Raw genomic sequence first — 14,567 nt, 5'->3', positions numbered from 1 at the left:
GCTCCGTTCAGCGGATCTGTGCGATCAGCGGTGCACCTTGCACCACCACGCGGTTGTCAGCGCCCAGGCCCTGCGTGACGACCACCGTGGCGGCGTCCAGGGACCGGTACTGCACCGGCTGGGGAATGTAGCGCTCAGCACCGGACTTGATCCAAACCACCGGTTCGTTGGCACTGTTGCGCACGACGGCCTGCGCAGGCAGGACGAAGCCTTTGATCTGCTCGTTCAGCCAGGCCACGACGGTGACGGGCTGTCCGACCGCCAGCGGCAAAGCCTTGCCCGATTGCTCCGTGACCGCCCTGAAGGTCATTGGCAGCACGCCATCGCGCAAGCTACGCGCAGCGCCGATCAGCTGCAACTTGACGCCAGGCACCCCCTGCAAGTGGGCTGTACCCGTGCGTGCGGGCAAGCCAGGATCTGCCGTAGTGGCCTCCACCAGCACGCGTGCAGGGTCAATCACCTCGAACAACACTTCGCGGGCCTCAACCACCTGGCCTTTGGTCGCATCAGCCCTTGCAATCACCCCGGAGACGGGGGCCAGCAAGGCCTCTCGTGCAGCCAGACTCGCGCCAATGCTTTTTTCGCGCGCGCTGAGGCTCTGCAGCTCAGCACGTGCCGCCTCGATCTCCTTGCGTGGCACCGTGCCCTCGAGGGACTGCAGCCGCTGCACACGCTGTGCAGCCAGTTCTCGGCCACTACGCAACTCTGCCAATTGGGCTTGCTGGTTTGCCAAGGCATAGGGCTCTGCGTGGTGAGCCACATAGGCCAGCACCTCCCCCTGGCGCACGGTCTGGCCAGCGACCGGTAGCCCGCGAGGGGCCGCTTCGATGCGGCCCCCATGGATTGCCTGAACCCGACCGCTCGCATTGGGGTCCACTACCACCCGGCCCGACAACTCGATGGTGGCTGCGGCCTGGGTTTCCGGTGTCAACTGCGTGCGGATGCCCAAGCGCCGTTGGGCGAGCATCGGAACGTTGACACTACCGTCTGGCAACCGCATCAAACCGGATGCGTTGACCGCCGTGGGGGCGTCCAGATGCTCACCGTTCGGGCCATGGGCACCCGGCGCTGCAACGGCAACAGGTGGGAACATCGCCGCGATGCACGTGATGACACTCAAGCCGAAAACATGGAGCATGCTGGTTGCCTTGGTTTTTTGCGTCGATGAGTTCACAGCGCACCTCCTTTGGAGGACGTACCTGCAGCCTTTGGCGTGCGACCAAAGAACCAACCGACCGCCGCCAGGACGACCAGGGCCAGAGCCAGCCAGACCGTTCGGGAGGGCCCATGGGCGTGACCGTCGTCGTGGGAGTGGCCATGGTCATCGAGCGCGGCGCCCGCGACCTTGAGGTTGCCGTCTAGAAGATCGGAGTCATTGCCCGCCAGTACGGTGACCACCATGGGGTGGTCACCGGGCGCCGCCAGGGCCTTGAGCATGTTGGCATCGTCGATGGCGTAGTCGCCCATGTCCGCATGGAACTTGGCAGGGGCCTTGAGATTGCCCGTCTCTACTTCGACCGTGGCGTTGAGCACAGGTTCGTTGGTGGCAAAGCGGTTGATCAGGATGGACAACTCTCCGCCCTGCAGTCGGCCCACCAACTCGAAGGCTTCCGAGCGAGCCTCAAAGCTGGGTACGGTGCCGCTTTGGGCCCCAGCTTGAGCGGGGGCATCCAAGTGCTCGCCATTGGGACCGTGCGCACCTGGAGCGGCATAGCTGGGTGTTCCGGCAAGCACCAGCAAGGCCAAGCCTGTTCCCAGCAATGAGAGGCGGCAACGAGAGGGGAATAGATTCAAGAGATTCATGGAAGGATTCCGAGAGATTGCTGGAAGCGGGCGCGGGCCAAGCCCAGAGCCACTTGCTGGCGCGCGAAGCTGGTGTCGGCCTGGGTAGCTGCAGCGAGCGCGCGCAACAACTCCGGCAGCGGTGTTTCTCCAGCTTTGAAAGACCGATCAATGAGCGTGGCACGCTCCCGCAGGAGTGCCGAGCGCTGGCGCTCTGCCTCCAGTTGCTGCTCGGCCGTGTGCACCGCAGCCTGCGCCATCGCTGCGTCAGCAGCCAGCCGCTCCTCGGTTCGCTGTTTCGTGGTCAGCGCTACGTCCAGCTCACTCAGTGCGGCAGCTTGCAGCGGTTGGTTGCGGCTCGCTGTGCCCAGGGGAATGCGCACGCCGACGCCGATGCTGTTTTGAGCCGACTCACCCCGCCCGGGGGTGTCTTGTCGGATGCGCAGCAAGAGCTCTGGAGGGTCGCGCCGCGTGGCGGCCACCACGTCTAGCCGCTTGCGAGCGCGTTCAACCGTCAATGCAGCGACCCGCGCATCCGGGTGCGTTTCAACGGCGAAGTGCCCCCCGCCTGGTGAAACTGCAGCACCATCAGAAACTGGGACAGACGGGAGATCAGGCGCCAGGGCTATGCCCGTCAGGGTTGTCCATTGAGACAGGCTGGCGCTCAGACGCTGCCGTGCAGCCATCTGTGCAGATTGCGCAGCCAGCGCTTCGGATTGAGCGACAAGCGCATCCGCATGGGCCAGATCACCCGTTTTGACACGGCGGCGCACGTCATCGGAGATCTCCTGCAAAGATCGCACTTGGGCGTCAGCCAGGTCGGCCTCGGCCTTTTGCGCGGCAATGCCCCAGGCAGATTCCCGCACCAGTCCCGCGAAATGCAGGCGCCCCGCTTGAACGGCAGCCTGTGACAGCTCTACATCGGCATCCACAGCAGCGCCGCGTGCGCTGCGCTGCCCAGGCAGCCATAGCGGCCAGGCCAGGCCAGCCTCAGTCTCCCGGCGTCCAGCCGATGTTTGCCAGCGGTCGTCCCTGTAGGACAACTCCAGTGCTGGGGGCGCCGCCCACGGGCTGGAGATCGCCACCCGTTCGGCAGCAACCCGCTGCGTCTGACCTTCAGCTTCTCTAGCCTGCGTAGCACGCTGCCATGCGGCATCCACAGCTTGTGCAAGTGTCGGAGCCACAGGAGATGCCGTGGCAGAAAGTGAAGGGGCGGTGTTGGACTGCGCAAGCGCAGCGCCGACGAGGGCGCAGCTCAACGCGCAGCCTGTGGCGCAACGCACCGCAAGCCTGGAAATAACAAAACTCACGTGATTCCTGACCGATCAAAGGCAGCAATCCGGGATCTTTGACGCGTCAGCGCCTGATCAAAAGGACTGCCGCACCGATGAACAACCCCGCTTTCGTGTGAAAAGCGGGGCGCTAAGGGTGGATCAGGAAAACCGTCTGGGAGGTCGTCGCAAACCGTCCAGATAGGGTGACGGGCTCACGGTTTCGTCGGTCACTGCTGGGGCTGGCGAGCGGTCGAGAGAATGCGACAGCAAGGGGAAATGGAGAAGTGCTACGGTTCCTGGGCCTGCTTCCGCGAGCATGTGCTGGATCGACTCCTGGGAATCGTCTTGGTGCATCACACCGTGTTCGTCATGGTGGTGCGCGGCACCGTCCAAATGCATCTCAGCGTGCACCACCTGGAATGCTCCCTCATGGTCGAACGCGACCACCTGACGGGCCGTTGCGAAGGCCTGGCAGAAGAAGGAGAGCAACAGGATGACTGCGAGCAGTCGGCGCATGAAGTACGAAATGGCTATTGAGAATTGATCGCGATCATAGCGATACTGGAATGGTTACATCCGAATTCCATGCCAAACGGACAGGTTTCGCAAGTGATCGGTCCATGGCGAGGTCACGGCTGAACAGCTTCTCACCCGGGATTACACCGCCCAGGAGGTCGGTGACTTGGCAATGTCCGGCATCCGCTTTAGCGGACATCCAATCGCTCAGTTTGAACGACAGCAATCAGCCTTTAGGCGACGGTTGTCATTATGGTTGCTGTCCTGCAAGCCCCGTTAAATTTGATCAGCGGAAGTATGCGCATACTACAGCCACCAGGTTCGCTTCGGGACATCGCCTCGTTCGGCCTTGCCTTGTGTAGCGACGGTGACAGCCTAGATCATGCGATTGATCGTGCTGATCGAGCGATATATTGCGCTAAACGCTCGGGACGACATAGGGTCGAGGGGATTTAAGTCGTAGCTACCGCACAAGGAGCATCTACCGGACGCCCCTACATGTGAACGCGACGTCGTATTCCTTTATAGACATTGGCGATCACTCATAAGTCGCACCTGAGCGCCCGCTATCAATAAAACCCCAATAAAGCCCCAAACGATGAATCAACAAAAGAAAAAGCCTTCTAGACCGTTGATCTAGAAGGCTTTATACCAATGGTTATTTGGTAGGCGCGATTGGACTCGAACCAACGACCCCCACCATGTCAAGGTGGTGCTCTAACCAGCTGAGCTACGCGCCTGTCGTTATCAAGACCACGATTATAGCCATAAAAAACAGCCATTCGGGCTCGACGCGCTACAAATCACACATTTCGCGGGGAGCGGGCTCACAGGCAAGCCCGCGAGCGCATCACATCAACGCCGGCGGGCAGAACGGACGCCCTGCACCCCCGCCACAATGCCCAGCACCTTGTTCAGGCGGCCCGAGTCCGACACTTCCACCGTGAAAGTCATCCAGGCCGTGCCTTTGACGGACTGGGTCTGCACGCCGATCACATTGGTTTTTTCGCGCGCAAACACTTCCGAGATATCGCGCAACAGGCCCTGGCGGTCGGCGGCTTCCACCGCCACGTCCACCGGGTACACCGCGGTCGATGCCGAAGGCTTGGGCGCGCCCCACTCCACATCGATCACGCGTTCGGCATTGCGTGCCGCCATCTCGCGGAAGTTGCTGCAGTCGGCACGGTGCACGCTCACCCCCTTACCGCGCGTGACAAAGCCACAGATGGTGTCTGGCGGTGCGGGCTTGCAGCACTTGGCCAATTGCGTCATCAACGAGTCGATGCCCACCACCAGTACTCCGCCCTTGGGGGCCGAATCGTTGGTGCGTGTTTTCTTGAGCAGCAGGTAGTCGTCGGGCTGCAGCACGGGCTCGGGCGGGCGCAGCACCGTTTCGATGTTGCGCAGCGAAAACTCGTCCTTGCCCACCACTTCAAACAGTGCATCGGCCGACTTGAAGCCCAGCTGCACCGCCAGGTCGTCGAGCTTGACGGCAGTCTTGCCTTCGCGCTGCAACAGCTTTTCGACCGCCTCACGCCCCCGGGCAATGGTCTCGTGCGTGGCCTGGGCGTTGAACCAGGCGCGCACCTTGGCCTTGGCGCGGTTGCTGGTGAGATAGCCCAGTTCCGCATTGAGCCAGTCGCGCGAGGGGCGCCCTTCCTTGACGGTGGAGATTTCCACCGTCTGCCCGTTCTGCAGCGGCGTATTGAGCGGCACCATCACGCCATCGACCTTGGCTCCTCGGCAACGGTGGCCCAGGCTGGTGTGCACCGAGTAGGCAAAGTCCACCGGGGTGGCGCCCTGAGGCAGCTCCACCACGGCCGCATCGGGCGTCAGCACGTAGATGCGGTCTTCAAACAGGCCACGGTTGGGCAACGCGCCCGCCAGGTCCCGCTCCCACGCCAGCAGCTGGCGCAGCACGGCAATCTTGGCGTCGTACTCGCCCGTCGCAGACACACCTGCGTAGCCTTTGGCACCGGCCTCCTTATAGGCCCAGTGCGCTGCCACGCCATGCTCGGCGTGTTCGTGCATGGCCTGGGTGCGGATCTGGATCTCGATGGGCTTGCCGTTGTCGTCCCGCACGATGGTGTGCAGTGACTGGTAGCCGTTGGGCTTGGGTTTGGCGATGTAGTCGTCAAACTCCTCCACGATGGGCTTGAACTGCTCGTGCACCCAGCTCAGGGCCGCGTAGCAGTCCTTCACCGTAGGCACCACCACGCGCAGCGCGCGGATGTCGAACACCTGGTCGAAGTTGAGTGACTTGCCGCGCATCTTCTTGACGATGCTGTAGATGTGCTTGGGCCGGCCCGCGACGGTGGCGCTGATGCTGCGGGCGCGCAAATCGGATTCGAGCCGCGCGCGCAGCTGCTCCATGTAGACCTCACGCTCGCCGCGCTTTTCGTCGAGCAGGCGGGCCACTTCCTTGTAGGTGTCGGGCTCCAGAAAGCGGAAGGACAGGTCCTCCAGCTCCCACTTCACCTGCCAGATGCCCAGGCGGTTGGCCAGCGGCGCAAACACCTGCAGCGACTCGCGCGCCAGGCTGGGCGACACGGGGCGCTTGCTGGCCGCGTGAAAACGCAGCGTCTGCAAGCGCGAGGCCAGCCGCAGCATCACCACACGCAGGTCGCGCGAGAAGGCCAGCAGCATCTTGCGCACGTTCTCTGTCTGCACGGCCGGGTCGTCCAGCGGCGCGGCCGCGCGGGCCTGTTGCTGCACGCGCATCAGCTTGGTGGTCTCCACGGCCAGCGCGGCAAAGTTGGCGCCAAACGCCTTGGCGATCACTTCTTCGGGCTTGTTCAGGTGGATGCAGGCATGCACCAGATAGCTGGCCGCCTGCATGGCTTCGGAGCCGCCAATGCCCTTGAGGATGGCGGCCACCGCATCGGCGTGGGCCAGCGTGTTCTCGCCAGAGTCGAGCGTTTCGCCCGCCATCAGCGGTTCGGCAAACGCGCGCGCCCGGGCCAGTGCGTTCACCTGCTCCGGCAGGGTGTGCGCCGTGGCGGCGATGAGCTGAGGGACAGCGTCGGTCTGGGGGGTGAGAGACGCTGGCGCAGGGGGGTTGGTTTTCATCCGGCCACAGCGCCTTCTGCCGCCAGCAAGAAATCCACAACTGCGGCGACCTGATCTTTAGCCACCAGCGTGGGCGCGTGGCCCACACCGTCAAACTCCACCACCTGGGCGCGGGGCCCGCGCTGCGCCATGGCCTGCGCCGTATCGCGCGAGAGCAGGTCGGACTGCGCACCGCGCAACAGCAACGTCTGGGCCGTGATGTGGTCATACAGCTGCCACAGCGCCGCCTCGCCCGCCGCCGCAGCCTCCTGCGTCAACGTCTTGAACGGCACGGCAATCGCCGGGTCATAGTGCAGCGCAAGACCGCCTCCGGCGGACTGCGGCAGCTCGCGCACCATGGCGCGCGACAGGTCCAGCCACTGGGCGGGCGTGTGGGGGCCAAAGCTGGTGGAGATGGCCCACATTGCATCGGCAGCCTGCTGTAGCGATGCAAACCGCGCGGGCTGCCCCAGATACTGTCCGATGCGCTGCAGCGCCTGCCACTGGATGACAGGCCCCACATCGTTCAGCACCAGCCGACGCACAGGCACCGGCAAGGGCAGGCCCGGCTGGCCGGTGATGCCCATGCCGATGAGCCCGCCCATGCTCGTGCCCACCCAGTCCAGCATGGTGATGGGGGCTTGCTGGTGCAACTGCGCCAGCAATGCCAGCATGTCCGCCGCGTATTGGGGAATCTGGTAGCCCATGGGGTCGGCCAGCCAGTCACTGCGTCCCCGGCCCACCACGTCGGGGCAGATCACCCGTGCATGCTGGCTCAGCACGCGGGCCAAGGTATCAAAATCGCGCCCCTGGCGCGACAGGCCGTGCACGCAGACGATGACGTGCGGGTGCGCCGGGTTGCCGGTGGCGTTCCACTCCCAATACGCCATGCGGTGCTGCTGTGCGGGAGCGGGTGCGCGGTCTGGAGTCTCCGGCGAGGCCGCGGGGCCTGGGCACAGTACGTAGTTCAGCGTAGGTTCAATCATGGGTGCGAAATCCGGGGGCAGCGCTCGATAATGCTGTGGTCGTTGGCACCCATCGCTTGCCCCTGAGTGCCGACTTTTTCTTGTCGTCGCATCGTAATTCATTCGGAGAGACTCCCATGCTGAAAGGCAAAACTGCCCTCGTCACCGGCTCCACCAGCGGCATTGGTCTTGGCATCGCCAAGGCCCTGGCGCGCCAGGGTGCCAACATCGTGCTCAACGGCTTTGGCGATGTGGATGGCCCCCGTGCCGAGGTGCTGGCGGCCGGCGAGGCTGCGGGCGCCCAGGTGGCTTACCACGGCGCCGACATGAGCCGTGTGGCCGACATCGAAGACATGATGAAGTACAGCGCCAGCCAGTTTGGCCGCGTGGACATCCTGATCAACAACGCAGGCATCCAGCACGTAGCCAATGTGGAGAACTTTCCCGTCGAACGCTGGGACTCCATCATCGCCATCAACCTGACCAGCGCCTTCCACACCTCGCGCCTGGCCCTGCCCGCGATGAAGAGCGCCAACTGGGGCCGCATCATCAATGTGGCGTCGGTGCACGGCCTGGTGGGATCGGCCCAGAAGTCCGCCTATGTGGCCGCCAAGCACGGCATCGTGGGCCTGACCAAGGTCACTGCGCTGGAGAATGCCACCACCGGCGTGACCTGCAACGCCATCTGCCCCGGCTGGGTGCTGACGCCACTGGTGCAAAAGCAGGTGGACGCCAAGGCCGCCGAACACGGCATCTCCAATGAAGAAGCCAAGAAGCTGCTGCTGGGCGAAAAGGAGCCTTCGATGCAGTTCACCACGCCCGAGGAGCTGGGCGAGCTGGCCGTGTTCTTCTGCTCCCCCGCCGCCAACAACGTGCGTGGCGTGGCGTGGAACATGGACGGCGGCTGGGCTGCTCAGTAAGCCAGCGCCGAGCAATCGCTCTGCTTTTGATAGCTGCCTGCGCTTATTGCACTAGCGCTTGCAGCCGTTTTTATTTCAAACAGGGCACACCCAGCGACTCAGGGAGCTCAGAGGCCTCAGCGCATCTGCACCGAGCCCGACACGTTCACCGTGACCTGGGCCTTGCCCGCTTCCACCGGCACGGCTGAGTCCGAGAACGACGCCGCCTTGGCCTCGGCGGCCATCATGCGGGGCCGGGGGCCGGGCGACATTTCATTGCTGTTCACCGCCACTTCGCGCAAGCTGTAGTTCGCAAATCCAAAGCCCTTGGCCAGTTCGGCAGCCCGGGCCTTGAACTGCTCGATGGCCTGGGTCTGGGCCTCGGACTCCACCTTGGCGCGGGCCTCGCGCGACAGGCCAAACGCCACCTGGCTGATCGCCAAGGTCTGAATCTTGCCGGCGGTGGCCGTGATGCGTGCAAAGTCACGGCCCTCCAGCACCAGTTCGGCCCGGCCCTGCCAGCCGTTGATCTTGCCGTCCTTGCCGTAGCGCGGGTACAGCCCGAACGGACCGGTGCGCACGTCCAGCTGTCCGGGCTGCGCATTGCGCTTGGCCTCGGTCAGTGCAGCATCCAGCGCCTGCTTGAGTTGGGTTTGCACGGTAGCGGCATCGGCGGCCTCTTTGCTGGTGGCAAGGTTGAGCACCAGCAGGTCTTGCTGCACCTCCACCGTGCCCGTGGCCGACAGCTGCACCACGTTGCGCAGCTCAGGGGCCGGTGTATTTTGGGCAAAAGCGGCGCTTGCGCAGGCGATCAATGCACTGGCAGCTATCAATTTGGTAGTTTTTTTCATCATCACACGGTCCTTGTCATTGGTGCACGCCCCGGTTGCCAGGGGTGCGGGGCACCACCTTAACCGCAGTGCGCGACGCCCTTGACAAAGCCATGTCGCACGAGGTGCGAAGCTGGGCAAAACTTGTAACAGTTGGTCAAACCCGGCCTCCAAACCCGAACTTCGGCGTTCCAACTGGTCAGAATTGGCTCTGTTACAAATTGGACTTGAGATCAACATGGCCACAACACCCAATCGCACCGACAAAGTTCTGGTAGTGGACGACGACGCCCGCATCCGCGACCTGCTGCGCCGCTACCTCACCCAAGAGGGTTTTGAAGTCATGGTTGCCGAAGACGGCAAGGCCCTCAACCGCCTGCTGCTGCGCGAGACGGTGGACATCATCGTGCTGGACCTGATGATGCCCGGCGAAGACGGTTTGTCGATCTGCCGCCGCCTGCGCGCCGCCAACGACCGCACCCCCATCATCATGCTCACTGCCAAAGGCGAGGACGTGGACCGCATCGTGGGCCTGGAAGTGGGCGCCGACGATTACCTGGGCAAGCCCTTCAACCCGCGCGAGCTGCTCGCCCGCATCCACGCCGTGCTGCGCCGCCGCCCCGCCCAGGAAGCCCCGGGCGCCCCCTCGGGCGACAACGAAGTCGTCACCTTTGGCCCCTTCACCTTCGATCTGGGCACGCGCGCACTGCAGCGCAACGGCGAAGAACTGCCTTTGACCACCGGCGAATTCGCCATGCTCAAGGCCCTGGTGCGCCACCCGCGCCAGCCCCTGTCGCGCGAAAAGCTGGCTCTGCTGGCCCGCGGCCGCGAGTTCGAGCCCTTCGACCGCAGCCTGGACGTGCAGGTCTCTCGCCTGCGCAAGCTGGTGGAAGTGGACGCCGCTGCGCCCCGCTACATCCAGACCGTCTGGGGCGTGGGCTACGTGTTTGTGCCGGACGGAACGAGCTGATAGTTCATGGCCAACACTGAGGGCAAGCCGAGATCTTCGTCCCGCAAGTCTGTCACCGCCCCCTCCGACGCCACCAGCCCTGCCCCGCTGGAGGCCATTCGGCGGGCGCGGGAACAGCGTGCGCGCGTCGGTCTGAACCTTTTCTGGCGCACGTTTTTTCTGCTGGCCCTGCTGCTGGTGGGCAGCATCCTGGCGTGGCTGCAAACCCTGCGCGCGCTGGAGTTTGAACCGCGCACGCTGCAGACAGCGCAGCAGATTGCGTCGCTGGTGAACCTGAGCCGCGCGGCGCTGGTGCACTCTGACGCCATCGCGCGCGTGTCGCTCATCAAGACCATGGCCGACCAGGAGGGGGTGCGCATCCTGCCGCGCGAGCCCAAGGACAAGTACGCGCTGCTCGATCCGACGGCCCTGGGCAACCGCCTGACCGACGAGTTGACCATGCGCCTGGGCCCTGACACCATCGTGGCGCAAAGCGTGAACGGGGAAAACGGCCTGTGGGTCGGCTTCAACATCAACGGCGACCCCAACTGGCTGCTGATGGACCGCTCGCGCTTTAGCCCGGCAGGGGGACGCACCTGGCTGATCTGGCTGATCACGGCCGCCGCGCTGTCGCTGGCCGGCGCTGCGGCCATTGCACGGCTGATCAACCGCCCGCTCAAGCAGCTGTCCTATGCGGCCAACCGCGTCAAAGACGGTGACTTTGCCGCCAGCCACCTCGACGAAGAAGTGGTGACCAGCGAAATCCGCGAGGTGAACATCGGCTTCAACCGCATGGCCCAAAAGCTGGCCAAGCTGGAACAGGACCGCGCCGTGATGCTGGCAGGCATTTCGCACGACCTGCGCACGCCGCTGGCGCGCCTGCGGCTGGAAACCGAGATGAGCGTGACCGACGAAGTGGCCCGCGAGCACATGGTGGCCGACATCGTGCAGCTAGACGCCACCATCGACAAGTTTCTGGACTACGCACGGCCCGACCACGTCACGCTGACCCCGGTGAACCTGCATGCGGTGGTGTCGTCATGTGTGTACGCGGTGCAGGACCACCGCGAGCTGCAGATCACCATGGCGGTGCCTGAGGACCTGAACGTGCTGGCAGACGAGGTGGAATTGGCCCGTGTGATCTCCAACCTGCTGGAAAACGCCCGGCGCTACGGCAAGAACGAGGACACGGGCATCACCAACGTGGACATCGCCGCCAAGAGCCGCGAAAACTGGGTGCTGATCAAGTTGCGCGACCACGGCGCTGGCGTGCCGCCAGAGCAGCTGTCCAACCTCACCAAACCGTTCTTCCGGGGCGACTCGGCGCGCACGGCAGCGGCGGGTGCAGGCCTGGGGCTTTCGATTGTGGACAAGACGGTGCAGCGCATGGGCGGCATTTTTGCGCTGGCCAACTCCAGCACCGGAGGCCTGGTGGCCCACCTGCAACTGCAGCGCGCCACCAGCCTGCCCGAAGGCGTGGACCCCAAGCAGCGCCTGCAGCGCCCATCCGTCAAGCGCCAGCTGCCCCGGCGAAGGGCGGAAGACCGGATGGCCTGATCCCCTGCCCTGCCACCAATACAAAGCCCTCCACTGGAGGGCTTTGTGTTTTTCACCCGCCTCAGCGCACCATGCAAGGTGACTTGTTGTTGAACTTCCAGCCAGGGATCAGGTACTGCATCGCAATCGCATCGTCGCGGGCCCCCAGGCCGTGCTGCAGGTACAGGCGATGGGCGCGCTCAACCTCGTCCATGTCCAGCTCCACCCCCAGACCGGGCTTCTCGGGCAGGTCAATGAAACCATTCCTGATCTGGAACGGCTGCTTCGTCAGGCGCTCGCCATCCTGCCAGATCCAGTGCGTGTCGATCGCGGTCACGCGGCCCGGGGCAGCGGCGCCCACGTGGGTGAACATGGCCAGCGAAACATCGAAATGGTTGTTGGAGTGCGAGCCCCAGGTGAGGCCGAAGGCCTGGCACATCTGCGCCACACGCACTGATCCGGCCATGGTCCAGAAATGCGGGTCTGCCAGCGGAATATCCACCGACTGCAGCGCCAGGCTGTGCGCCATTTCGCGCCAGTCGGTGGCCACCATGTTGGTGGCGGTGGGCAGGCCGGTGGCGCGGCGGAACTCGGCCATCACCTCGCGGCCCGAGAACACGCCTTCTGCACCGCAGGGGTCTTCGGCATAGGCCATCACACCGTGCAGGTCGCGCGTGAGGCGGATGGCGTCTTTCAACAGCCAGCCGCCATTGGGGTCCAGCGTCACGCGCGCTTCGGGGAAGCGCTCGTGCAGCGCGCGGATGGCCTCGACCTCTTCCTCGCCACGCAGCACACCGCCCTTGAGCTTGAAGTCGGCAAAGCCATAGCGCTGGTAAGCGGCCTCGGCCAGGCGCACGATGCCCTCAGCCGTCATCGCTTTTTCGTTGCGCAGGCGGAACCAGTCGTTGTCGGCGCCGGGCTCGGTGCGGTAGGCCAGATCGGTCTTTGCCCGGTCGCCCACATAGAACAGGTAGCCCAGCATTTGCACCGATGTGCGCTGCACGCCGTCGCCCAGCAGCGCGGCCACGGGCACGCCCAGGTGCTGGCCCAGCAGATCGAGAAAGGCCGACTCCACCGCCGTCACGGCATGGATGGTGATGCGCAGGTCAAAGGTCTGCAGGCCACGCCCGCCCGCATCGCGGTCGGCAAACTGGGCGCGCATGGCATTGAGCACGGCGTTGTGGTGACCCACGGGCTGGCCCACGATGAGCGGTCGCGCATCTTCGATGGTCTGGCGGATCTTCTCGCCGCCGGGTACTTCACCCACGCCTGTGTTGCCCGCGCTGTCACGCAGGATGAGCAGGTTGCGCGTGAAGAATGGACCGTGCGCGCCGCTCAGGTTCATGAGCATGCTGTCGTGGCCCGCCACAGGCACCACGCGCAGCTCGGTGATAACGGGGGTGCTGGTGGCAGATGGATTGCAAGAGTTGGTCATGGTGGTCAGAAAACGAGGATGAGGCGCGCCCGGCGCCTCGTGGCAGGGCTCAATCAGCGGTGATTTTTCGGGTCTCGATCACGGTCTTCCAACGGGCGAATTCGCGCGCTTGGTAGGCGGTGAAGGCTTCGGGCGTGCTGCCGACAATCTCCAGGCCCTGGTCCAGCATGCGCTTTTTCACGGCAGGGTCGTTGATGGCTGCGATGGCGGCGTCCGCGAGCTTCTTCTTGAGTGCAAGCGGCAGGCCCTTGGGTGCGGCCATGCCCTGCCAGGAGTACACCTCAGCACCGGCCACGCCCGCTTCGGCCAGCGTGGGTACATCCGGCAGCACAGGGCTGCGCTTGTCGCCCGTCACAGCGATGGCGTGCAGTTTGCCCGCACGGATGTGCTGCAACACGGCGTTCACGTTCTGGAACGAGAACTCCACCTGCCCGCCCAGCAGGTCGTTGATGGCCGGTGCGCCACCCTTGTAGGGAATGTGCAGGCCTTCGGTGCCACTCTGCTGCCAGAACACTTCGGCAGAAAGGTGGTCTGACGAGCCGTTGCCCGAGCTGGCAAAACTCACCTTGCCAGGGTTGGCCTTGAGCTGGGCGATCACCTCCTTCACGGTGCGCGCCTTCTGTCCGGGGGCTGCGACCAGCACGTTGGGCGCCTGTACCGGCACGGTGATGTAGTCAAAGTCCTTGAGGGCGTCGTACGGCACGCTCTTGAGCAAGTGCGGCGCCACGACAAAGGCACCCAGCGACGACACCAGCAGCGTGTAGCCATCGGCTGGCGCGCGCTTGACCATGCCCGCGCCCAGTGTGCCCGTGGCACCCGGGCGGTTGTCCACCACGAAGGTCTGGCCCAACTTGTCGCCCATGTGCAGGGCCATGGCGCGGGCCACCATGTCGGTGGAACCGCCGGCCGGGAACGGTACGACGATGGTCACGGGTTTATCGGGCCAGGTGGCAGCAGCTGGCGCGGCGGTCTGCGCAGATGCGGCAAAGGCAAGGCCACAGGCGGCAGCAACAAGCAACAGTTTCTTGGCAACGAACATGAGGGTGTCTCCGAAAGTAGTGATGGCAGGCCCTCTGCGGGGCCTCGGGTGTGGATGAGGAAAGGAATGAATCCGCAGACCGCGCTTACTGCGGCCCGAGCTTGTCAATCAGCGCCTTGAGCTCTTCCATCTCGCTGGGCTTGAGGTCCACCAGCGGCGCCCGCACTGGCCCGCCGTCATGGCCCACGATGCGCGCACCCGCCTTGATGATCGACACGCCATAGCCCTCCACCCGGTTGCGGATGGCCAGGTACGGCATGAAGAACGACTTGAGCAGCCGGTGCTGCGTGGCCG

General features: G+C 64.4%; 12 protein-coding genes, 1 tRNA gene and 1 pseudogene. 4 read left to right on the top strand and 10 right to left on the bottom strand.

The window, feature by feature from the left end; all coding sequences use genetic code 11:
• Positions 1-7 precede the first annotated feature (7 nt).
• From ACODSM_RS14325 to ACODSM_RS14315, 3 genes are all read right to left on the bottom strand, one after another.
• Positions 8-1,093 carry an efflux RND transporter periplasmic adaptor subunit gene (locus ACODSM_RS14325; protein ID WP_488805718.1) on the bottom strand — a complete coding sequence of 362 codons (1,086 nt, stop codon included), beginning with the start codon at positions 1,091-1,093 and terminating at the stop codon, positions 8-10.
• Between the two features lie 77 nt (positions 1,094-1,170).
• On the bottom strand, positions 1,171-1,803 hold the full coding sequence (locus ACODSM_RS14320) for a hypothetical protein (protein WP_054257475.1): 633 nt from the start codon (positions 1,801-1,803) through the stop codon (positions 1,171-1,173).
• Complete coding sequence (locus tag ACODSM_RS14315; protein ID WP_488805717.1) at positions 1,800-2,867, bottom strand: TolC family protein; 1,068 nt, start codon at positions 2,865-2,867, stop codon at positions 1,800-1,802. The genes ACODSM_RS14320 and ACODSM_RS14315 overlap by 4 nt, the downstream gene beginning before the upstream one ends.
• Before the next feature lie 465 nt (positions 2,868-3,332).
• Between ACODSM_RS14315 and ACODSM_RS14310 the strand changes: the two genes are divergently transcribed.
• Positions 3,333-3,593, top strand: coding sequence for a hypothetical protein (locus ACODSM_RS14310; RefSeq protein WP_488805716.1), 261 nt, complete (start codon positions 3,333-3,335; stop codon positions 3,591-3,593).
• Positions 3,594-4,235: 642 nt separating this feature from the next.
• Here ACODSM_RS14310 and ACODSM_RS14305 read toward each other — a convergent pair.
• From ACODSM_RS14305 to ACODSM_RS14295, 3 genes are all read right to left on the bottom strand, one after another.
• Positions 4,236-4,312: transfer RNA gene (locus tag ACODSM_RS14305), tRNA-Val, on the bottom strand.
• A gap of 115 nt (positions 4,313-4,427) precedes the next feature.
• Entirely contained in the window at positions 4,428-6,641 is a 2,214-nt protein-coding gene (locus tag ACODSM_RS14300) for a RelA/SpoT family protein (RefSeq protein WP_488805715.1), read from the bottom strand.
• Complete coding sequence (locus tag ACODSM_RS14295; protein ID WP_488805714.1) at positions 6,638-7,606, bottom strand: alpha/beta fold hydrolase; 969 nt, start codon at positions 7,604-7,606, stop codon at positions 6,638-6,640. Before ACODSM_RS14295 ends, ACODSM_RS14300 begins: the two co-directional genes overlap by 4 nt.
• 116 nt (positions 7,607-7,722) lie before the next feature.
• Between ACODSM_RS14295 and ACODSM_RS14290 the strand changes: the two genes are divergently transcribed.
• Positions 7,723-8,505 carry a 3-hydroxybutyrate dehydrogenase gene (locus ACODSM_RS14290; protein WP_056064213.1) on the top strand — a complete coding sequence of 261 codons (783 nt, stop codon included), beginning with the start codon at positions 7,723-7,725 and terminating at the stop codon, positions 8,503-8,505.
• A 116-nt stretch (positions 8,506-8,621) separates the two neighbouring features.
• On the opposite strand, the gene ACODSM_RS14285 is transcribed toward ACODSM_RS14290, so the two are convergent.
• A complete protein-coding gene (locus ACODSM_RS14285; protein ID WP_056746745.1) occupies positions 8,622-9,335 on the bottom strand; it encodes an SIMPL domain-containing protein in 714 nt (237 codons plus the stop codon).
• Between the two features lie 217 nt (positions 9,336-9,552).
• On the opposite strand from ACODSM_RS14285, the gene ompR reads away from it, so the two are divergent.
• Both ompR and ACODSM_RS14275 read left to right on the top strand, forming a co-directional pair.
• Positions 9,553-10,284, top strand: a complete 732-nt coding sequence (gene ompR / locus ACODSM_RS14280; RefSeq protein ID WP_015014739.1) for an osmolarity response regulator transcription factor OmpR — start codon at positions 9,553-9,555, stop codon at positions 10,282-10,284.
• 6 nt (positions 10,285-10,290) lie between these two features.
• Positions 10,291-11,820, top strand: coding sequence for a sensor histidine kinase (locus ACODSM_RS14275; protein WP_056064216.1), 1,530 nt, complete (start codon positions 10,291-10,293; stop codon positions 11,818-11,820).
• Between the two features lie 61 nt (positions 11,821-11,881).
• Here ACODSM_RS14275 and gudD read toward each other — a convergent pair whose 3' ends face one another.
• The 3 genes and pseudogenes from gudD to ACODSM_RS14260 form a co-directional block, all read right to left on the bottom strand.
• On the bottom strand, positions 11,882-13,234 hold the full coding sequence (gene gudD, locus ACODSM_RS14270) for a glucarate dehydratase (RefSeq protein ID WP_395453944.1): 1,353 nt from the start codon (positions 13,232-13,234) through the stop codon (positions 11,882-11,884).
• Positions 13,235-13,283: 49 nt separating this feature from the next.
• Positions 13,284-14,273, bottom strand: coding sequence for a Bug family tripartite tricarboxylate transporter substrate binding protein (locus ACODSM_RS14265; RefSeq protein ID WP_488805713.1), 990 nt, complete (start codon positions 14,271-14,273; stop codon positions 13,284-13,286).
• 85 nt (positions 14,274-14,358) lie between these two features.
• Positions 14,359-14,567 (bottom strand): annotated as a pseudogene (locus ACODSM_RS14260) (5-dehydro-4-deoxyglucarate dehydratase); the annotation flags it as partial.

Source organism: Acidovorax sp. FG42, from assembly GCF_057809195.1.
This window is presented reverse-complemented; position numbering and strand designations above follow the sequence as displayed.

What these genes read in the sequence shown, in the direction of transcription:
- ACODSM_RS14285 (WP_056746745.1), bottom strand. Translation starts at nt 9,335, where the DNA reads ATGAAAAAAACTACCAAATTGATAGCTGCCAGTGCATTGATCGCCTGC.
- ACODSM_RS14325 (WP_488805718.1), bottom strand. Translation starts at nt 1,093, where the DNA reads ATGTTCCCACCTGTTGCCGTTGCAGCGCCGGGTGCCCATGGCCCGAAC.
- ompR (WP_015014739.1), top strand. Translation starts at nt 9,553, where the DNA reads ATGGCCACAACACCCAATCGCACCGACAAAGTTCTGGTAGTGGACGAC.
- ACODSM_RS14320 (WP_054257475.1), bottom strand. Translation starts at nt 1,803, where the DNA reads ATGAATCTCTTGAATCTATTCCCCTCTCGTTGCCGCCTCTCATTGCTG.
- ACODSM_RS14300 (WP_488805715.1), bottom strand. Translation starts at nt 6,641, where the DNA reads ATGAAAACCAACCCCCCTGCGCCAGCGTCTCTCACCCCCCAGACCGAC.
- ACODSM_RS14265 (WP_488805713.1), bottom strand. Translation starts at nt 14,273, where the DNA reads ATGTTCGTTGCCAAGAAACTGTTGCTTGTTGCTGCCGCCTGTGGCCTT.
- ACODSM_RS14275 (WP_056064216.1), top strand. Translation starts at nt 10,291, where the DNA reads ATGGCCAACACTGAGGGCAAGCCGAGATCTTCGTCCCGCAAGTCTGTC.
- ACODSM_RS14310 (WP_488805716.1), top strand. Translation starts at nt 3,333, where the DNA reads ATGGAGAAGTGCTACGGTTCCTGGGCCTGCTTCCGCGAGCATGTGCTG.
- gudD (WP_395453944.1), bottom strand. Translation starts at nt 13,234, where the DNA reads ATGACCAACTCTTGCAATCCATCTGCCACCAGCACCCCCGTTATCACC.
- ACODSM_RS14295 (WP_488805714.1), bottom strand. Translation starts at nt 7,606, where the DNA reads ATGATTGAACCTACGCTGAACTACGTACTGTGCCCAGGCCCCGCGGCC.
- ACODSM_RS14290 (WP_056064213.1), top strand. Translation starts at nt 7,723, where the DNA reads ATGCTGAAAGGCAAAACTGCCCTCGTCACCGGCTCCACCAGCGGCATT.